Below are 19,375 nucleotides of genomic sequence, written 5' to 3' on the forward strand. Positions count from 1 at the left end.
GCCGTTGCATCGCAAGCCAAAGGCCCCGATCCGGGGCCTTTACTGCATCCGCTCCCGGCTGTCTCACAGCCCTTTCAGGAACGGATTGCTGCGGCGTTCGTCGCCGATCCGGCTGCCCGGACCATGACCGCAGATGAAGCCGACATCGTCGCCGAGCGGGAAGACCTTGTCGCGAATGGAATCCAGCAATTGCTGGTGATTGCCGCCGGGCAGATCGGTGCGACCGACCGAGCCGTTGAACAGCACGTCGCCGAGATGCGCGAAATTCTGGGCTCGGTTGAAGAAAATCACATGGCCGGGCGAATGGCCAGGCGCGTGATAGACCTCGAACTCATGCTCGCCGAACGACAGTGTGTCGCCATCGTCGAGATAGCGGTCGGGCGTGCAATTGCGCATGCCGCTCGCGCCGAATGCGCTCATCCGCGCCTCGATCTGATCCATGATCGGCTGGTCGGCCTTATGCGGGCCGATGATGTCGACGCCAAGCGCCTCCTTGAGCTCCATCGCGCCGCCAGCATGGTCGAGATGGCCATGGGTGATCCAGATCGCCTCGAGCTGAATGCCGTTTTCCCGAATGGTCTGCAAGATGATGTCGACATCGCCGCCGGGATCGACGATCACGCCTTTCATCGTTTCCTCGTCGAACAGCACCGTGCAGTTCTGCTCGAAGGGGGTGACGGGAATGATCCCCGCTTGCAGCTTGGCCATGCGCCTACTCCTGAATCATACTTTATTGGGGCGATGATAAAGCATGCCGGCGGATATTTGTCGCCGGTCGAGCGACATAATCCCGAGGATCAGGCCACAAAACCTGTCAAAGCGCGATCCGCATCAGAAGTCGGCAACCGCGATCTCCATGGAATCGATCGGCGATGCGCCGAGACTGGCCGTGGTGATCAGAAGTGCAAACACACTCATGCTGAACGCGGCGACGATGGCGACAAGGGGGCGAAGCTGACGGGCGACGGAAGCGTCCGGATTGGCATGGCGATTCATGGCGTTAGATCCCTATCTTTGCATTTGCCGCAACGCGCGGCGACAAATTTGGCTCCCCGACATTCGCAAAAAACATTGCTGCGCACCGTCACCGGGGGAACAGGCAGTCACGCATCGGGTCCATCGCTGGTCATGACGGGGACCATGATGTAACCTTCGGACAAAAGACGGAGTTGGGGCGCATTCTATTCAGCCACTGCTCCAGAGCGGCGATGTGCGGGCAACTGTCGATTTCGGACGATGGGGGCTGGAAATTGCGTCAGCGATACTGACATAACAACCCAACGCCCTGGATGCGAAAAGTCGGAAGCGCGGTAGAGAAGAATGAAGACAGACAGCATGGACGCAGCGGCTAACCTCGTGACCGATCGCATGGAAGGCGGCAGCGACATTGACTTCGAAATCATCGAACTGTTGTTTTTCGCCTATCGCGACTTCATCTCCGATCCCGACGCGATCCTCGAAAAGAGCGGATTCGGTCGCGCCCATCACCGGGTCGTCCACTTCGTCAATCGCCGTCCCGGCATGACAGTGGCGGACCTGTTGGACACGCTGAACATCACCAAGCAGTCGCTGGCGCGCGTGCTGAAACAATTGATCGATTCAGGGTATATCGCCCAGCGCGAAGGGCCTGACGATCGTCGGCAACGACGGCTTTATCCCACCCGGGCAGGCCGCGAACTCGCGCTAGCCCTCGCCCGGCCACAGTCGCGGCGCATCGCCAGCGCTCTAGGCGGCGCCGACGATGAGGCACGCGGCGCCGTTCTCGCCTTTCTCAAGGGCATGTGCGACAAGGAGGACTAGCCATGACCGAGATGCGAACGCCCGAAGACGACGCGCCCCATCTGCTGATCGTCGATGACGACCGGCGCATCCGCGAATTGCTGCAGAAATTTCTGACCGGCAAGGGGTTCCGGGTCACCGTGGCTGCGGATTCCGCCGAAGCCAGACGCAAGCTCGAAGGTCTCGATTTCGATCTGATGGTTGTGGATGTGATGATGCCGGGCGAAAACGGCATCGCACTCACCGGCGCGCTGCGCGACATCCGCAATATTCCCGTGATCCTGCTCACTGCCCGCTCCGAGGCAGACTGGCGCATCGCGGGGCTTGAGGCGGGCGCGGACGACTATCTCGCCAAACCGTTCGAGCCGCGCGAACTGGTGCTGCGCATCAACAATATCCTCAAGCGCTCCACCAACCCGACCAAACCCAAGATCGACCAGCTGATTTTCGGCCCGTTCAATTTCAATCTGGTCAAGAAGGAGTTGCGGCGCGGGGCGGCGATGATCGGGCTCACCGGGCGCGAGCAGGAGATCATGATGATCTTCGCGTCCAATGCCGGCCAGACCATTCCCCGGCATGAACTGTCCGGCGGCGGCGGCGATGTCGGCGAGCGTACCATCGACGTCCAGATCAACCGCCTGAGACGCAAGATCGAGGACGACCCCGCCAATCCGGTCTGGCTTCAGACTGTGCGCGGCATCGGCTATAAATTGTCGCTGGATCAGAACGGATGAGCGCGCCCGACGCCGCCGACGACGCGTTGCGGCCGGTCTACCGCGAAGGGGCCTTCAGCCGCTTCATGCGCAGAAACTTGCCGCGCGGCCTGTTCGCGCGCTCGCTGCTCATCGTCATCATTCCGATGGTGCTGCTGCAAGGCGTCGTCGCCGCCGTGTTCATGGAGCGGCACTGGCAGATGGTGACAGAGCGGCTGTCCGCCGCGGTGACTCGCGACATCGCCGCAATCATCGATGTGATGGAGACCCTTCCCGCGCCGGAAATCGAAAACGACGTTATCCGCATCGCCGGCCGTCGCCTTGGCCTTCAGGTGCGCATCCTCGCTGACGACGAGCTTCCGGCGCCGACCTCCGCCTCGACCTTTTTCCTGCTTGACCAAATTTTGTCTGAGCAGATCAGCGACCAGATCCGTCGTCCGTTCTGGCTCAACACCAGCAATGACGAGCGCACGGTGGAAGTGCGCATCAAGCTGGGGCCGAAGCGCATCCTGAGCGTGATTACCCGCCGCGATCGCGCCTATGCCTCCAACACGCATATTTTCATCATCTGGATGGTCGGCGCATCGCTGGTGCTGATCATCATTTCGATGCTGTTCCTGCGCGGCCAGATCCGCCCGATCGTGGCCTTGACGCGCGCCGCCGAGAGCTTCGGCAAAGGCCAGAAGCCGACTGAACCCTTCATTCCCCGAGGAGCCGACGAAGTGCGCCGCGCCGGCTACGCCTTCCTGCAGATGCGCGAGCGCATCGAGCGACAGATCGACCAGCGCACCGCCATGCTGAGCGGCGTCAGCCATGACCTGCGCACCATCCTCACCCGCTTCAGGCTGGAGCTGGCGGTGGCGGAAACGCCTGACGATCTCGACAACCTCAACCGCGACATCGACGACATGGACAGCATGCTCGAAGGCTATCTCGCTTTCGCGCGCGGCCAGATCGAAGAGGCGCATGGCGAACTCGACCTCAACAAGGTGTTCTCGCAGCTCGAAGAGAACGCCCTGCTGCACGGCAAGGACCTGACTTACTCGATCTCAGGTTCGACTGTCGTCCATGTCAGGCCGATGGCTTTTACGCGGCTCGTCACCAATCTCGCCGCCAATGCCTGGCGTCACGCCCAGACGGTCAGGATCGAGGCGCGCAACACCGACCGTTTCCTGACCGTGACGGTGGACGACGATGGACCGGGCATTCCCGAAGCCATGCGCGAAGAAGTGTTCAAGCCGTTCTTCCGGCTCGACGAGGCGCGCAATCTCGACGCCTCCGGCACTGGCCTGGGCCTGGCCATCGCCCGCGACATCGCCCGCGGCCATGGCGGCAACGTCACGCTCGCCGACAGTCCGCTGGGCGGCCTGAGAGCGACGATCCGAATTCCGGTGTGATCATCAGCGATTGTAGATTTCGCAAGGCACCAGGTCGAAAAAGCCGCGACGGATATTGTGGCGGTGCAGCGCGTCGATCCGGCGGGGATACTTCTCCCGAAGCGCATCCAACGGCGCGAGCATAGCGCCATCGCGGCCGAAATGCCGGTCGAGGATCTCGACGATGCGGCGATTGGGCCAGGGCTTGTGGACGATCGACATGAATGCCGCGAAAGCCTCCGCCTCCCGGCCCGGTCCGGCGCGGTGGGCGATCAGCGAATAGGCAAACGCGGTCGAACGCGAAATACCAGCATGGCAGTGAACGAGAATGCGGGCGTCGGCGCGCTCGGCCGCCGGCCGAACCGTTTCGAACAGGCTGACGACCAGATCCGGAAAATGCCCTGTCTCCAGCATGTTTTCCTGGTCGCGCAGTCGCGCCACCACATGTTCCGCGCCGGCGATCTTCGGGACATGTTCATCAGCGATGCCGGGATCCAGCAGCGAAATCACATGGGTCGCGCGCCATTCCTTCGCGACATCCCGGGCCCTCGGCAGGCAGGACACTTTGAACTTCTCGTGAATGGCGCTGAGCGGCATGGCATGGCTCCGATCGATTCATCGCAACGCGATGTAGCGCAGGAATTGGAAGGAATTACGTCAGATCAGTTTTTGACCGTTCGGGACGGCGGTGTCGGGACGCGCCAGCACAATGGCGTCCTCCGCATCGGCAAAGCCCAGCGTCAGGCATTCCGACATGAAAGGGCCAATCTGGCGCGGCGGGAAATTGACGACGCCCAGCACCTGACGTCCGACGAGCGTATCCGGAGTATAATGCACGGTGATCTGCGCGGAGGATTTCTTGAGGCCAATCTCCGGCCCAAAATCGATGACCAGTTTGATGGCGGGCTTGCGCGCTTCCGGAAAGGGCTGCGCCTCCACAACCGTGCCGACGCGAATGTCAACGCGCTCGAAATCAGCGTAAGAAATCTGATCTGCCATAGTGTCAGCCCGCCAGTTCTTCGGCGCGGTCGCGCGCGGCCTTGATGGCGGCGTCGAACAGCGGTTGCATGCCGTCTTCCGCCATCAGCACGGCAAGAGCCGCAGCTGTGGTGCCGCCCGGTGATGTGACGTTCTTGCGCAATTCAGCAGCTTCGCCGGGCGACTGGTGAAGCAATTCACCAGCGCCCGACACTGTAGCTCGCGCGAGACGCATGGAGAGGTCCGCCGGCAGACCGAGTTTACGACCTGCCTCCGCCATGCACTCGACGAGATGAAAAACATAGGCCGGACCGGAGCCGGAAACGGCGGTCACAGCGTCGATCAGCGCTTCCGTCTCGACCCATTCGACCGGGCCGGACACTTTAAGCAACGTATCCACCATAGCGCGCTGCTCGGGCGTGACATGTTCGTTGGCGAACGCGCCGGTGACGCCGCGACCGATCATCGCCGGCGTATTCGGCATGGCGCGCACCATCGCCGCCTCGCCGAGATTGGCTTCGATGAAACCCAGCGTCTTGCCGGCCGCGACCGACACGATGATCGTGTCCGGGCCGACCAGCGTGCGGTATGCAGGCAAAACCTCGCCCATCACCTGCGGCTTGACCGCGATGAACAGCACCCCGGCCTTTACACCCTTCGGCGGCTCGGACACAAAGCCGATGCCGGCGTCGGAAAGCCGCGTCTTCATGGGTCCCTGCGGATTGGGATCGGCGGCGACGATCGTTTGCGGCGAAATCCCGCTACGAACCCAACCCAGCGCCATAGCGCCGCCCATATTGCCGGCTCCAATCAGGATGATGGGACCCTTGATCACGCTCATGCTTCGCCGACCGTTTCGAACCTGACAGCATCAATCGCAGCCTGCGCGCCCATGCCGGACCAGACCACGAACTGGAAGGCCTGGAAATAGGCCTCGCAGGTGTCGATCGACGACGCCAGCATCGCCTCAACCTGGCGGCCGGTGGGCTCAAGCCCGCCGGACAGCAGCAACGACTGCCGGAAGATCACCGATTCAGCCTTGTTCCAGACATCGAAATGGCCGAGCAGCATATCGCCATTGATGATGGCCACGAGCTTATTGACCTCGGAAAGCCGCGTTTCGGGAATGCGCAGATCGAAGGCGCAAGAGAAATGCAGCGCCTCGAATTGCTCCATCCAGGAAAAGGACACGTAGTAATCGCTCCAGCGGCCCGCGACGGTCATGGCGATCTCATCGTCTGCGGAACGCTCAAAGGACCAGTCATTGGTGTCGGCGACGAATTCGATCATGTCCACCGGATGGGACTGTCGCTCGACCTTGATATCAAAAAGGCTCATGCTGCACCTGAAGAGTGACAATTCTCGACCCTCCGCGAAAGCGGCAATGCCGTCGCGGGGGCAAATGTTTAAATTCTAGGAATGATCCGCGAAGCGACGAGCTGACTATGGGCTTACTACCCTGCCCGGAACTTGCGTCTTTCGCTTCGAATCATCTTGTAAAATCAGTCTATAGCGCCGGATTCGCGTTTCCAGCCCCGCATCATCGAATTTGGGCCAAGCCGGGTTAGAAAAGAATGATATTCAGATTCAAGAGCCAAACTTAACTGACTCACGGAAAAGGATTTTTCGCCCCTTTCCACAGGCTCTAAAAAAACTGCGTAAAACAAAAATGGCGGGCTGTGGAAAAGTCAAGCCCGCCAATTAACCGGTCATAAACCGTATAAGCGCATGGATTTATTCGCCGGCCGCGCCCAGCTTGGCTTCGAGCGCCGCGATGCGGGCGGCGAGCGCGTCATTCTCCTCGCGCGCCTTGACCGCCATCTCGCGCACCGCCTCGAATTCCTCGCGCTTGACGAGGTCCATGCTGTTCAGCCAGCGCTCGGCCTGCGCCTTGAACGCGGTTTCGACTTCCTTGCCGACGCCCTGGACCGCGCCGGCCGCGTCGGTCATCAGCTTGGCGAAATCGTCGAGAATGCGGTTGGGTCCCGTGGTCATATAAGCCTCCGAAAACGGAATGAATGCATAGACCGGAGGTAGGCAATGCCCCCTTGCGATGCAAGGAATTTCGGGTCGCGCGGCAAAAAATCCCGCCTTGGGCGCGCCGCCTCTGTCCTATCGGAGCATCCATGCTATAAGCCGGCCATCCCGAGAACAAGACTTGCATGGAGCGAGCCATTGACCGAGGCGCTGTACAATCTCGCCATCCTGCCCTTCCCCGACATCGATCCCGTCGCCCTGTCGCTAGGGCCGATCTCCGTCAAATGGTACGGAATATCCTATGTCGTCGGTATCCTGCTCGGCTGGGCCTATGCGCGCAAGATTGTCTCCACCCCGCGCCTTTGGCGCAATGACAAACCGGCCATGACACTGGCCGACATCGATGATTTCGTGTTCTGGGCGGCAATCGGCATCGTTGTCGGCGGCAGGCTGGGTTATGTTCTGTTCTACGATTTCAATTCGGTGCTGGCCGAACCGCTGCGGGCGATCCAGATCTGGAATGGCGGCATGTCCTTCCATGGCGGCATCACCGGCACAACCATTGCCATGATCCTCTTCGCATGGCGGCGCGGCATCCGCGTCTGGTCGCTGTTTGACGTGGTGGCCGCCGTCTGCGTGACAGGCCTGTTCATGGGCCGCATCGCCAATTTCATCAATGGCGAATTGTGGGGCAAGATTTCCAGCCTGCCCTGGGCGGTGGTCTTTCCAGGACAGGAGCCTTTCGCGCGCCACCCAAGCCAGCTCTATGAAGCGGGCCTCGAGGGCATTGTCACCGGCCTGATCCTCGCCGCGCTCGTCTTCCTGCGCGGCAGCTTGAAGACACCGGGCTTCACCGCCGGCGCGTTTGTCTGCCTGTACGCCCTGTCGCGCATCTCTGTCGAGTTCGTCCGCGAGCCGGACGCGCAGCTCGGCTATCTCGCTGGCGGCTGGCTGACCATGGGCATGCTGCTGTCTTTGCCGATGCTTCTTCTCGGCCTCTGGGCGATGGCGCGCGCCAAGAGCGCCGCCAAGCGGGAGTTCGCCGACGCATGACGACGCCGCTCCGGGAGAAGATCCGCGCGATCATTCGCGCCAACGGCCCCATTTCCATCACCGACTATTTCGCATTGTGCCTCGCCGATCCCGAATACGGCTATTACAAGACCCGAGACCCTTTCGGACGCAGCGGCGATTTCGTGACTGCGCCGGAGATCAGCCAGTTGTTCGGCGAGATGATCGGCGTCTTCTTCGTCGAGGCCTGGCGTCGGCATCTGAAACCGCTTGCCGGATTGCGCATCGCCGAAATCGGACCGGGACGCGGCACGATGATGGCGGATATCCTGCGCACCGTGCGGCGGCTCGAGCCGGAGTTGTACCACGCGGCGACAGTGCATATGATCGAAACCAGCCCGACGCTGCGCGATATCCAGGCCGAGACGCTCGCCGAGCATGCCGGCAAGACAGAATGGAGCGAAACTTTCGACGCGATTCCCGGCGGCTTCCTGCTGCTGGTCGCCAATGAATTTTTCGACGCCGTGCCGATCCGCCAATTCGTCAAGACGCCGAACGGGTTTCGGGAACGACTGATCGGGCTTGACGCCGATGACCAATTGACCTTCGCCATCGGCGTGGCGGGCGTCGATCCGATCCTCCTGCCTCCCGATCACCGCGAAGCGCCGATAGGCGTCGTCGCCGAACTGGCTCCGGCGCGCGCCGCCATCATGCAGGCCATCTCGGAACGGCTGTTCCAGACCGGCGGCGTCGGCCTGATCATCGATTATGGCCATGTCCAACAGGGTTTCGGCGATACGCTGCAGGCAATCTATCGCCATGAATATGATCCACCGCTGGCCCATCCGGGCGAAGCGGACCTGACAAGCCATGTCGATTTTTCCGCTCTCGCCGATGTGGCGCGGCATTGCGCCGTTCATGTCGCGGGGCTGGTGAGCCAGGGTGATTTCCTGCTTGGGCTGGGGCTCGCCGACCGCGCTGGCGCGCTCGGCGCAGGCAAGAATGCGAGCCGGCAGGAAGAGATCGTGGCGGCGGTGCGGCGTCTTGCGGGCGATGGCGAAGGCGACATGGGCGACTTGTTCAAAGCGCTGGCAGTGACCAGCCCGGCGGTGGATCTTCCGCCGTTCAAGAGTTGACTTGGCTCCCGCGAGGCTGCAAACATCCGCCAGCCTCATGGTGACTGCGCCGCGTTACGCCGCCCATCCGATCGACAGAGTTTGACAAGGCTGCCCTTCCCGATGACCCACCCAGACATGCAAGGCGTCGAGCCCATCCGCAGCGCGCTCCTGTCAGCAGCCGCAACAAGCGGGATCGAACACGGCTTCTTCACCCGCAAGGGCGGCGTCTCCGAAGGTCTTTACGCCAGCCTCAATGTCGGCTTGGGCTCGAAGGATGCGCCTGCAGCAATCCAAGAAAATCGCGCCCGGGTGGCCGGCTGGTTCGGCCGTTCCGTAGATGATCTCGCCACGCTCTTCCAGATCCATTCCGCCGACGTCGTGACCGTAGACGCGTCAAATAAAGGCGAGCGCCCGCAGGCCGACGGCCAGGTCACGGCGACGCCGGGGATCGTGCTGGGCGTGCTCACCGCCGATTGCGGTCCCGTTCTCTTCGTCGATCCCCTCGCCCGCGTCATCGGCGCGGCGCATGCCGGCTGGAAAGGCGCGCTGGGCGGCGTACTTGAAGCCACGATCGAGGCGATGATCAAGTTGGGGGCCCAGCGTGAGCGGATCCTCGCCAGTCTCGGCCCGTCGATCTCGCAGGCCAGCTATGAGGTCGGCCCGGAATTCGTCGCCCGCTTCGTCGATTTGAATCCCGCGTGGTCGCGCTTTTTCATTCCGTCCGAAAAACCCGATCACAGCATGTTCGACCTGCCTGCCCTGACCGTCGAGCGATTGAGGGCGGCAGGCGTGGAAGCCGAAAATATCGACCGTTGCACCTATGTCGATGAGGAGCACTTCTTCTCCTATCGCCGCACGACGCATCGCAGGCAAGACGATTACGGCCGGCAGATCTCGGCCATCATGATCACGGAGAACTAGTCATGGCGCTGCATTTCTCACGCGACGAATTCGCCGCGCGTCTCGAACTCCTGAAGGCGCGCATGAAGGAGGAGCGGCTGGACGCCATGCTGCTCTTCGCACAGGAAAGCATGTATTGGCTGACCGGCTACGACACATTCGGCTACTGTTTTTTCCAGACGCTGGTGGTGAAGGCCGACGGCCAGATGGTGCTGATGACGCGTTCGGCCGATCTGCGCCAGGCCAAGCTCACCTCGACCATCGAGGATATCCGCATCTGGATCGACCGCGCCAATGCCGATCCGGCTGCGGATCTCAAGAATCTGCTGATGGAGCTCGACCTGCTCGGAGCCCGCATCGGGGTGGAATACGACACGCATGGCCTGACGGGCAAGAACGCCCGGCTGCTCGATAACCAGCTCACCTCTTTCGGCACGATCGCCGACGCCTCCTATATCGTCAGCCGCCTGAGATTGGTGAAGTCGCAGGCCGAGATCAGTTATGCAACCCGCGCCGCCGCGCTCGCCGACGACGCGCTCGAAGCCGCGCTGCCGCTGATCAAGCCTGGCGCGAATGAAGGCGACATTCTCGCCGCCATGCAGGGCGCAATCTTCGCCGGAGGCGGCGATTACCCCGCCAACGAATTCATCATCGGCTCAGGACCGGACGCGCTGCTCTGCCGCTACAAGGCCGGTCGGCGCATTCTCGATCCGGTCGACCAGCTGACGCTCGAATGGGCCGGCGCCTATGCCCATTATCACGCCGCCATGATGCGCACGATCGTGATCGGCAAGCCCACCGACCGGCAGAAGGAACTCTACGCCGCCGCCCGCGACACGATCGAGGCGATCGAACAGGTTCTCGCGCCCGGCTCCACCTTCGGCGACGTTTTCGACACCCATGCCCGGATCATGGACGAGCGCGGTCTCGCCCGTCACAGGCTCAACGCCTGCGGCTATTCGCTGGGCGCGCGCTTCTCGCCCTCCTGGATGGAGCATCAGATGTTCCATATCGGCAATCCCGAACCGATCCTGCCGGGCATGACGCTGTTTGTGCATATGATCATCATGGATTCGGAAACTGGCGTCGCCATGACGCTGGGTCAGACCTATCTCACCACGTCCGGACCGGCCAAGTGCCTGAGCCGGCTCAGCCTCGACATGCTGTCCGTGTGAAGATTGCGGAATTGACAGAGTGCCGCGCTCGCCGTCATAAACTTGCAACAGGTGGCGAGCGGGAGACGGCAATGCGGCGATATGGATGTCTGGCGATCCTCGGCTCGGCGCTGCTTGCGGTCTCAAGCTGCAATTCGACCGATGCGCTGACGCCCAAGGCCGATATACCCAACGCGCCGGCCGCAAGCGAACAGTCGGTTCCCGTCGATCCCGCTTCCGACGCTCCAGCCACGCGTCAGACGGCCGCCCAACCGCAACCGGGCCTGCCGCCCATCGATGGCGGCGATGATCCTATGCCGCCGCAAAACACGCTCGAAGCTCAGGCGCAAGCGCTGCAGGCCGGCCAGGCCGCTCCCGCCGCGACCGAGCCCGCCGCCACGCCGCCCGTCGCGCCTCGCGCCAACAATGGCAGCCTGGGCGCCAATCTCTACCGCACCGACGGCGCAGCGCCCGCCACGCCAAGCATCTATTCCAACCAGCCGGTCAAAGGCGCGATCCGCTTCATGCCGATCATCGGCGCGCCGATCGCCGCGGTGACGCCGCTGTCGCGCGAGCTCGGGACATCGGCGCGCGGCAACGGATTGACGATCAAAGGATCGAACGACCAAAGCGCCGAACATGTGCTCAAGGGCTATCTTTCCGCCTTCGCCGATGGTCAGAAAGTCACGGTCATCTATGTCTGGGACGTGCTCGACAATGCCGGCGCGCGCCTGCACCGCATCCAGGGACAGGAAGTCGTGCCCGCCAAGGGCAATGACGCCTGGAGTTCGGTGCCGCCTGAGGTGATGCAGTCGATCGGCTCGGCCACCATCGCTTCCTATATGAAATGGCGCGAAAGCCAGGGCTGATCACTCGAACATCAGGGACCGATGCGTCGACACGCCCGCCATGGCGCCGTCGCCCACCGCGATCGACACGGATCCCGCCATGCGGGCGAGATCTCCGCAGGCAAACACGCCGTTGACGCTGCTTTCCATCATGGGTGACACATCGACATAGCGACCGAGAGGCCCGTCCTTGAAGGCGCAGCCGAGTTGTTCGGCGAGAGGTGAGGATGGGACGGTGGTGGGCGCGGTGAAGACGCCGGCGAAAGCCAGGCGCCGCCCGTCGGCCAGCACGATCTCCGCCTCGCCTTCCAGCGCCGAAATCGACGTGCTTTCCACATGGGTTCCCCGCGCCGCCAAAGCTTCGGTCTGCTGTCGGTCGGGCGTGAAACGTCCATTGGTGAACAGCGTGGTGTCGCCCCAATCCGGCAGCATCAGTGCGTGATGCATAGACACCTCGCCAACGGCGATCACCGCGATTCTGCCGCCATTGAGCTCATAGCCATGGCAATAAGGGCAGTGAAACACATGCCGCCCCCATCGCTCGGCAAGGCCGGGGATCTCGGGCAGGATGTCGCTCACACCGGTGGCGAGCACCAGTCGGCGCGCCTGAACAGCGGTCCCATCATCGAGCCATATCGAAAAATCATTCTTTTCGCCGCGCGCGCTCTCCGCCCGGCCATGGTGGATGGTCACGGTCGGATAGGCGAGCACCTGCGCCCGCGCCTGCTCGACGATTTCACCCGGCGATCGACCGTCCTGACCGAGAAAGCCATGCGACGTCGCGGCGAAACGGTTGCGCCGCAGACCGGCGTCGATGATCAGCACCTTGCGACGGGCGCGGGCGAGTTGCAGGCTGGCCGCCAGGCCGGCGTAACTGCCGCCGATCACGGCGACGTCATAATGAGACATGAGACAATTCCTCCTTGCGCGCCTGAAAGCGGCGATGAAAGTCCTCGAACAACTGAGCCAATGTGACGGCGCCGAGCCGCTGGATCAAAATGACCTCCGCCTCGCGGAAGGCGCTGTCCAGCGCGCTATTAACCGCCTGTTCGACGAGACAGCCCGGGCTGTCGTTGCGGTTGCCGAGCGCGAATGGCGCCGGCGCCCCGATGGCCCCATAAACATCCAGCAGACTGATATCCGCCAGTGGACGGGCCAGAACCCAGCCGCCGCCATGGCCCTTGGACGAGGTCACGAAGCCTGCCTCACGCAGACCCGCCATGATGCGCCTGATCACCACAGGATTGGCCTCCATGTGGGCGGCAAGCTGTTCGGACGTCAGCGGCGCTGCAGCTTCGGCCATGTGCAGGATGGCGTGCAACACGCCGGACAAACGGGAATTTCTTTTCATGTAACTTTATATGTTTCATGAATTTCGAATTTCAAGTTTCCCGGAAAAAAATCGGCGGTTTGCGTTTCGGTCCAAATCTTGCCCATCTGCCGCCCTAGTCAGGGTGAGACAGGGCCCTTTTGCACCCCAGGAGTTGACCGACAGTGGCGGAGATCGACATCAAACAGGACGCCGACACCGGCGTTGCGACCATCACCATCAAGGATCCGCCGGATGGCGAAACCCGTTTCCGGCTGCGCGACGTCGCATCGGGAAAATATCTGGCCAAACGCGGCTGGAGCAAAACCGCCAACTTTCTGCCAGGCGACGCCGAGATCATCGACGGCCAGGCGATTTTGACGTTGGAGCCCGATCTCGCCCGCAAGATCCCCGCTTTCGCTGCGCTCGAAATCGAAGCGCCCGCAGCGGCTTTTGTACAGCCGATCATTTGGACCGGCGGCAAGGACGCGCCGCCGGCCGTGACGGATGCGGGCGACGACGAGGACGACGCCAGAGACGACGGCCTCGCTGCGATCGGGCTGGTCCCTCTGGCCCCATCGGCCGAAAGCAAGCCAGACGCGGAGCCTGACAAAGGCGACAGCGGCGAAGTCGCATCCGCCGCGACAACCCCGGATGTCGCCCCCGTGTCGTCCACCGATGCACTCATACCCGGCAGGGACGAAACGGCCTCAGCAAAACCGGACACTATCGAGGCGGAGGAGCCGGCGACCGGAGATGTCGACACCACAGTCGAAAACCACCGCGCGAGCGAGGGGCGTCCGCGACTTGCGGGCGACCGGCCGGACGACCATCAACCCTCGCTCTGGCGGCCCACAGCGATCGCCGCTTCAATCTTCCTTTTGCTCGGCACAGGCCTCGGCTACGCTCTCTTCGCGGGCAATGGCGGGGCGGAAGCCAGCAATGCGGGGGCCAACAGCGCCGTGATTGCCCAGGGCAAGATTGACGAAGCCCAGAGCCGCGCCGACCAAGCGGTCAAGGAGCGCGATACAGCGCGCGAGGAACTGGCGGCGGCGCAGAAGGCGTTGGACGCGGCGAAAGCCGAGCAGGCCTCGGCGGCAGGCAGTGACGCTCCCATACAGGACGAAGACATCGAGAAGGCGAACGCAGCCCTTCTGGAACGCAGCAACCAGCTGCGCGACGCCCAGGCGAAGATCTCCGTGCTGACCGTGCAACTCGAGGCGCTGCAGAAGGTCGCCGCCGACGGCGCGTCCGCCAAGCTGGAGCGGCAACAACTCGCCGACAAGGTGACGCAACTGACTGCGGACCTCAATGCCGCCCGAAACGCAGCACCGGCCGAGGACGACGCAAGCCTTGCCCCGTCGGCCTCCCCTTCGGCGCGAGAAAAACAGCTCGAAACGGAGCTTGCCGAGCTTCGCGAGGAACGCGACCTGTTCCAGACCCAGCTCAACACGCTCAACGACAGCATGACGACGCTGAAGGCTGACAAGAACAAGCTCGAAAACCAGATTGCCTCGCTTAGGGCTCCCCAGGCGAGCGAAGGCGTCGCTGAAACTCAGGAAACACCGGTTCCGGCCGCGACCGGCATTTGGGGCGCGGCCTCGATCGATCAGGCGGGGGTGATCTATTCCGTGCAGAACCAGCAAGGCGAGCGCCAGGCCAGACAAGCGGCAGCGAGCCGATGCTCCAGCCAGTCGCGCTTTCGCTGCGAGCCGCTCCTGACCTTCTCCAACGCCTGTTTCAGCGTGGCGCGGTTCCAGGGCGAAGCGCCCGCCGGCGACAACTTCGCCTATTTCGTGCACGAAAACAAACGTACGGCGATCCGCACCGCGCTCAAACATTGCCGCGGTCTCGGCGCGCTGTGCGATACACGCTTCACCGCCTGCTCGCCGGACGCCTCCTCGCAGGCCTCCGCCGACTGATCACATCGGAGTGGAACACCGCAAGCCCGTGCGGCGATCATGGCCAAACCACAAGCGGCAATTTACCGCGTTGCAAAACAGCGGGGGGATTCGGCGGAATCCCCTTGCATTCATGGCAAAGCCGGTTATTAAGCCGGCATCCGGCATGAAAACAGGCGGCAGGTCATGAAGGTTTTTTCGGGCAATTCCAACCGGCAACTGGCCGAGTCGATCTGTTCCTATCTGAAGGTTCCACTCGGCAAGGCAAGTGTCCGGAGATTTGCCGACCAGGAAATTTTTGTCGAGATTCAGGAGAATGTGCGCGGCGAAGATATCTTCGTCGTCCAGTCCACCTCCTATCCCGTCAATGACAATCTGATGGAACTGCTGATCATGATCGACGCTTTCCGTCGATCCTCAGCCCGGCGCATCACCGCTGTGCTGCCCTATTTCGGCTATGCCCGCCAGGATCGCAAATCCGGTCCGCGCACGCCCATCTCGGCCAAGCTTGTCGCCAACCTGATCACCGAAGCCGGCGCGGATCGCGTTCTGACGCTTGACCTGCATGCCGGCCAGATACAGGGCTTTTTCGATATTCCCACCGACAATCTCTTCGCAGTGCCGGTTCTCGCCCGCGACGTGAAGTCAAACTACGATCTCGACAACGTCGTCGTGGTGTCGCCTGACGTCGGCGGCGTGGTCCGCGCCCGCTCGCTTGCCAAGCGCCTGTCCGATCGCAATCTCGCCATCGTCGACAAGCGCCGCGAACGCGCCGGCGAATCCGAAGTGATGAATGTGGTCGGCGACGTGACCGGCAAGGACTGTCTTCTGATCGACGACATCGTCGATTCCGGCGGCACGCTGTGCAACGCCGCCGAGGCGCTCCTGAACCATGGCGCGACCAGCGTCACCGCTTACATCACTCACGGCGTTCTCTCGGGGGGCGCGGTCAATCGCGTGGTGGCGTCCAAGCTCAAGGAACTGGTGATCACCGATTCCATCCAGCCGACCACTGCGGTGCTGCAAGCCGCCAATATTCGTGTTCTCTCGACGGCGACCCTGATGGGGGAAGCGATCAATCGCACGGCGCTAGAGGAGTCGGTGTCGAGCTTGTTTGACTGAGAAACAGGGGCGACGTTTTTATCGCGTAGCCGTCGCCAGGGCTGCCGCGGGGAGCGGGAGATCAAGTGGCGCTCACTCATGAGTTCATGCGCGGCCATTCGGGCTTCGCGGATCTGATCAAAATCCAGTCTCGACGTCTGATCGAGGCATCGGACGCGGAGGCGCGCCTGTCGAGCGCCTTCACCAACCAGCAGCGCTGGCTGATGAGCCATATGGGCTTAGCTCTCTATTTCGAGCAGATGCGGGATCCGTCTGCCCCCGGCCTCAACATCACCACCTTCACGGAAACCATGGCGGAGCTTGGCATCGCCAGCCGCAATACGGCCGACGCCTTCTGCAAGGAACTGATCAATTACGGCTATCTCGTTACCGCCGCCAACAATCAGGACCGACGGCGCAAACCGTTGCTGCCCATGCCCGCAGTTTTGCAGATCTACCAATTCTGGCTGACGGTGCATCTCGACACGCTCGACCAGATTTCTCCGAACGGCCGCGTGCAGCGCTTCATGGCCGACCCGACCGCGCTGTCGCGCATTCAGCCGTCGCTTGCGCGTGGGCTCGCTCAACGGCGGGGCTTTCACGCAATCGGTCGCGAATTTTCGCTGCTGAACTGGCTTGACGCCGGCGCGCATCTCATGGACATCCTGGCTCAGCAATGGGGTCCAGATCCCGGTCAGCCGGAACGTATGGTATGCGTCTTTATCCCTACGTCCGAACTCGCCGCTCACTTGGCCATTTCCCGGCCGCATCTTTCGAGAAAGCTTCGCGAAGCGGAAGAGAACGGCGCAATGGGATGGACCGCCCAACCGGGGAAATCACCGCTTTGGGTCGGACGTAAGTTCCTGGACGACTATCTCCTGGGGCAATCGGTGAAACTTGCGGTGATTGACGAAGCCTGCGAAGCCGGGCTCTGACATCCGTTGGCGTCCGATCGTAAATACACCCAAAAATGATAACAGCCCAATTCTTGACCGTTGCAACCGACGCGTTTAGGACTCCGAAGTTAAGGCCGCCGAGAGTTCCACTTGCCCGGAAACGAGATCACCCCATCTCCGAAATCTCCGGCGGCCTCTCCTTCTGTTGGCCTTTCCCGTTGATTTTGCAGTCCACTCCTCAAGCCGCGTGGGATTCTGCGCTTTCTGATTGAAGACGGTCCGCTGCGGCCGCCTCACTCATCGGGCGCCCGAAGTAATAGCCCTGGAACAGGTTCAGGCCGAGCGCCTTCAGAGCCAAGGCCTGCTCTTGCGTCTCCACGCCTTCGATGACACAGGCGCAATCCAGGTTGCGGGCGAGATCGTTGAGCGTGCGGATGATGTTCTGGCTGACTTGGCTCTCGCTGATATCGGCAATGAAGCTGCGGTCGATCTTCAACGCGCTCACTGGCAGACGATGGATCTGGCCGAGATTGGATTGCCCGACGCCGAAATCATCAAGCGCCACGCCGATGCCGAGATCCCGAATACGACGCAGATTGCCGGTGGCGATTTGCAATTTCTGCATGACGGCCGTTTCCGTCAACTCGAATACGAGACGATGCGGATCAAAGCCGCTACGATCCAAAATATCGAGTAGGCCTTCCAGCACCTGGGGAGCCTCGATATCCTTTATCGACAGATTGAACGACAAGAGCACGTCATCGGGCCATGCTGTGGCGGCTTTCAACGCGCGTGTAAAAATCGACAGCGTGAGCGCGCCGATCACGCCGCAGCGCTCAGCCACGGGAATGAAAACGTCGGGTCGGACAGGACCCAACACCGGGGAATCCCAACGCGCGAGAACCTCAAAGCCATAGGTCTTGTTGCTGCTTTCGCTCCAGAGCGGCTGGAATGCAAGCTGGAACTCAATATCCAGATTGGCGCGTTTGATCTCCTGCTCCACCAGGCTGCGATAGGCAATTTCCGTGGCGAGCGCCTGGGTGAACAGAATTACCGCCCCACGCCGCGTCTGCTTGGCGTGATAGAGCGCATAGTCGGCGTGTTCGAACGCCTCTTCAGCGGAATGGCAGTGGTCTGGAAAAATGGTTACGCCGCTCGAGCCACCGACGCGCACGGAAACTTCTGGCAGGTCGAGCGGCTGCTTCACATCCTCGATCAGACGCGCCGCAGCCTGGACCGCCGCATCATCGGAGACTGGATTTTTCAGGATGAAACCGAATTCATCGCCGCCCAACCGAGCGACTTCCAAACCCTCTCGCTTTGCCGCCAGAGACAGCCGGCGGGCGACCTCGATCAGCACTTTGTCGCCGACGCCATGCCCATAGGCATCATTGACGGGCTTGAACCCGTCGAGATCGATCATGCCAATCACGAGACGTTCTGACGCCGCCCCTGCCGCCGCGAGCCGTTTTTCAAGCGCGGTGACGAACCAGCGACGATTATACAACCCGGTCAGACTGTCGAGATTGGCGAGACGCAGGTTTTCCTCGGAAAGCCTCTGCGCTTCCTGTTGCTGCGCCTGGATTTCCTTGCGCGACGCGATCAGATTGGCGAAGTCGGTGTAATAAATCTGCAGGATGAACAATAGCGCAGCCGAAACCAGCAACACATTGATCGCGATCATTTGAAAGACAGCCACCCCGGTCGAGGCAAAGAACAGGACAAAGGGGACAAGCACGATAAACACCAGCAACACCGCAGACGCGCGCAGATGCATAAGGCAGAAAATACAGCCAATAATGGTGATGGCCATATAGAAAGCGACATGCCCTTTCTCGAGATCGCCGCCATAACCATAAAGGGAGAATGCCCAGGCCGTGAAGCCGACGCCAAGAACGACCGTGAATCGCAAGGTTCCGCGCAAACGGTCGATCGCCGCCTCCGCCGTAATGGTCTGCTTGCGTCTTGCAACCCAACCGGCGAGCCGGTACCCGCACAAGAGATAGAGGACGCTCGGGGCGCAAAGCGTCAATTGCCATGGCGCAAGCGCCGCATGAGTGAGGGAGAGAGCGACCGTATTGGCCACCAGCATCAGATACATCAGCGGAACTTGCCGCTGGAAGGCGGAAAACTGGGCGAGCGCGAGTTCAGGCTTATCCGCTGGGATGAAGAAAAATTGGCTTATGGTCCGCAACATCGGCTCCCCCACTCGTCCACAGCATCTACCACGAGTGGTTTAATGTTGACTTAATCGAGCCAAACCATCCGCCGGCAGACCCCATCCGTAGCTGCTGGAAGCACTGGAAAGCAAGCA

At 61.8% G+C, this 19,375-nt stretch carries 21 protein-coding genes; 11 read left to right on the plus strand and 10 right to left on the minus strand.

What is annotated here, in order from left to right; all coding sequences use genetic code 11:
* Positions 1 to 63: 63 nt before the first annotated feature.
* Positions 64 to 708, minus strand: a complete 645-nt coding sequence (locus tag M2360_RS11715) for an MBL fold metallo-hydrolase (RefSeq protein WP_280775315.1) — start codon at positions 706 to 708, stop codon at positions 64 to 66.
* Positions 709 to 831: 123 nt separating this feature from the next.
* Positions 832 to 996: a hypothetical protein gene (locus tag M2360_RS11720; protein ID WP_280775316.1), complete on the minus strand. Its 165-nt coding sequence runs from the start codon at positions 994 to 996 to the stop codon at positions 832 to 834.
* Positions 997 to 1,335: 339 nt separating this feature from the next.
* On the opposite strand from M2360_RS11720, the gene M2360_RS11725 reads away from it, so the two are divergent.
* The 3 genes from M2360_RS11725 (at position 1,336) to M2360_RS11735 (ending at position 3,889) form a co-directional block, all read left to right on the plus strand.
* A complete protein-coding gene (locus M2360_RS11725; protein ID WP_280775466.1) occupies positions 1,336 to 1,800 on the plus strand; it encodes a MarR family transcriptional regulator in 465 nt (154 codons plus the stop codon).
* Between the two features lie 2 nt (positions 1,801 to 1,802).
* Positions 1,803 to 2,513 (plus strand): response regulator transcription factor, encoded by a 711-nt coding sequence (locus M2360_RS11730; protein WP_280775317.1) that lies wholly within the window; start codon positions 1,803 to 1,805, stop codon positions 2,511 to 2,513.
* A gap of 65 nt (positions 2,514 to 2,578) precedes the next feature.
* Positions 2,579 to 3,889, plus strand: coding sequence for an ATP-binding protein (locus M2360_RS11735; protein WP_280775467.1), 1,311 nt, complete (start codon positions 2,579 to 2,581; stop codon positions 3,887 to 3,889).
* A 3-nt stretch (positions 3,890 to 3,892) separates the two neighbouring features.
* Here the strand turns inward: M2360_RS11735 and M2360_RS11740 are convergent, their stop codons facing one another.
* The 5 genes from M2360_RS11740 to M2360_RS11760 form a co-directional block, all read right to left on the minus strand.
* A complete protein-coding gene (locus tag M2360_RS11740; RefSeq protein WP_280775318.1) occupies positions 3,893 to 4,465 on the minus strand; it encodes a protein tyrosine phosphatase in 573 nt (190 codons plus the stop codon).
* A gap of 60 nt (positions 4,466 to 4,525) precedes the next feature.
* Complete coding sequence (locus tag M2360_RS11745) at positions 4,526 to 4,867, minus strand: tRNA-binding protein (RefSeq protein WP_280775319.1); 342 nt, start codon at positions 4,865 to 4,867, stop codon at positions 4,526 to 4,528.
* Between the two features lie 4 nt (positions 4,868 to 4,871).
* Positions 4,872 to 5,687 carry a pyrroline-5-carboxylate reductase gene (gene proC, locus M2360_RS11750; protein ID WP_280775320.1) on the minus strand — a complete coding sequence of 272 codons (816 nt, stop codon included), beginning with the start codon at positions 5,685 to 5,687 and terminating at the stop codon, positions 4,872 to 4,874.
* The gene (locus M2360_RS11755; RefSeq protein WP_280775321.1) at positions 5,684 to 6,184 is read right to left on the minus strand and encodes a YbjN domain-containing protein; all 501 of its coding nucleotides are present in this window, start codon (positions 6,182 to 6,184) and stop codon (positions 5,684 to 5,686) included. The genes proC and M2360_RS11755 overlap by 4 nt, the downstream gene beginning before the upstream one ends.
* A gap of 396 nt (positions 6,185 to 6,580) precedes the next feature.
* The gene (locus M2360_RS11760) at positions 6,581 to 6,841 is read right to left on the minus strand and encodes an accessory factor UbiK family protein (RefSeq protein WP_280775322.1); all 261 of its coding nucleotides are present in this window, start codon (positions 6,839 to 6,841) and stop codon (positions 6,581 to 6,583) included.
* A gap of 180 nt (positions 6,842 to 7,021) precedes the next feature.
* On the opposite strand from M2360_RS11760, the gene lgt reads away from it, so the two are divergent.
* The 5 genes from lgt to M2360_RS11785 all read left to right on the plus strand — a co-directional run bounded on the left by lgt (position 7,022) and on the right by M2360_RS11785 (position 11,875).
* Positions 7,022 to 7,876 carry a prolipoprotein diacylglyceryl transferase gene (gene lgt / locus M2360_RS11765; RefSeq protein ID WP_280775323.1) on the plus strand — a complete coding sequence of 285 codons (855 nt, stop codon included), beginning with the start codon at positions 7,022 to 7,024 and terminating at the stop codon, positions 7,874 to 7,876.
* On the plus strand, positions 7,873 to 8,970 hold the full coding sequence (locus tag M2360_RS11770) for a class I SAM-dependent methyltransferase (RefSeq protein WP_280775324.1): 1,098 nt from the start codon (positions 7,873 to 7,875) through the stop codon (positions 8,968 to 8,970). The genes lgt and M2360_RS11770 overlap by 4 nt, the downstream gene beginning before the upstream one ends.
* Positions 8,971 to 9,072: 102 nt before the next feature.
* Positions 9,073 to 9,873, plus strand: a complete 801-nt coding sequence (gene pgeF / locus M2360_RS11775) for a peptidoglycan editing factor PgeF (protein WP_280775325.1) — start codon at positions 9,073 to 9,075, stop codon at positions 9,871 to 9,873.
* A 2-nt stretch (positions 9,874 to 9,875) separates the two neighbouring features.
* Positions 9,876 to 11,027 (plus strand): Xaa-Pro peptidase family protein, encoded by a 1,152-nt coding sequence (locus tag M2360_RS11780; RefSeq protein ID WP_280775326.1) that lies wholly within the window; start codon positions 9,876 to 9,878, stop codon positions 11,025 to 11,027.
* A 71-nt stretch (positions 11,028 to 11,098) separates the two neighbouring features.
* A complete protein-coding gene (locus M2360_RS11785; protein ID WP_280775327.1) occupies positions 11,099 to 11,875 on the plus strand; it encodes a hypothetical protein in 777 nt (258 codons plus the stop codon).
* On the opposite strand, the gene M2360_RS11790 is transcribed toward M2360_RS11785, so the two are convergent.
* Positions 11,876 to 12,763 carry an NAD(P)/FAD-dependent oxidoreductase gene (locus M2360_RS11790; RefSeq protein WP_280775328.1) on the minus strand — a complete coding sequence of 296 codons (888 nt, stop codon included), beginning with the start codon at positions 12,761 to 12,763 and terminating at the stop codon, positions 11,876 to 11,878. It lies immediately after the preceding gene.
* Entirely contained in the window at positions 12,750 to 13,205 is a 456-nt protein-coding gene (locus M2360_RS11795) for an Rrf2 family transcriptional regulator (RefSeq protein WP_280775329.1), read from the minus strand. The genes M2360_RS11790 and M2360_RS11795 overlap by 14 nt, the downstream gene beginning before the upstream one ends.
* Positions 13,206 to 13,348: 143 nt before the next feature.
* Here M2360_RS11795 and M2360_RS11800 point away from each other — a divergent pair, with 143 nt between their 5' ends.
* The 3 genes from M2360_RS11800 (at position 13,349) to M2360_RS11810 (ending at position 17,100) form a co-directional block, all read left to right on the plus strand.
* Positions 13,349 to 15,085: a DUF4189 domain-containing protein gene (locus tag M2360_RS11800; RefSeq protein ID WP_280775330.1), complete on the plus strand. Its 1,737-nt coding sequence runs from the start codon at positions 13,349 to 13,351 to the stop codon at positions 15,083 to 15,085.
* Positions 15,086 to 15,250: 165 nt separating this feature from the next.
* The gene (locus tag M2360_RS11805) at positions 15,251 to 16,186 is read left to right on the plus strand and encodes a ribose-phosphate pyrophosphokinase (RefSeq protein WP_280775331.1); all 936 of its coding nucleotides are present in this window, start codon (positions 15,251 to 15,253) and stop codon (positions 16,184 to 16,186) included.
* Positions 16,187 to 16,251: 65 nt separating this feature from the next.
* Entirely contained in the window at positions 16,252 to 17,100 is an 849-nt protein-coding gene (locus M2360_RS11810; protein ID WP_280775332.1) for a hypothetical protein, read from the plus strand.
* Positions 17,101 to 17,299: 199 nt separating this feature from the next.
* On the opposite strand, the gene M2360_RS11815 is transcribed toward M2360_RS11810, so the two are convergent.
* Positions 17,300 to 19,258: an EAL domain-containing protein gene (locus tag M2360_RS11815; protein ID WP_280775333.1), complete on the minus strand. Its 1,959-nt coding sequence runs from the start codon at positions 19,256 to 19,258 to the stop codon at positions 17,300 to 17,302.
* Positions 19,259 to 19,375: the final 117 nt, after the last annotated feature.

Source organism: Rhizobium sp. SG_E_25_P2, from assembly GCF_029892285.1.
Taxonomy (GTDB): Bacteria; Pseudomonadota; Alphaproteobacteria; order Rhizobiales; family Rhizobiaceae; genus Rhizobium_E.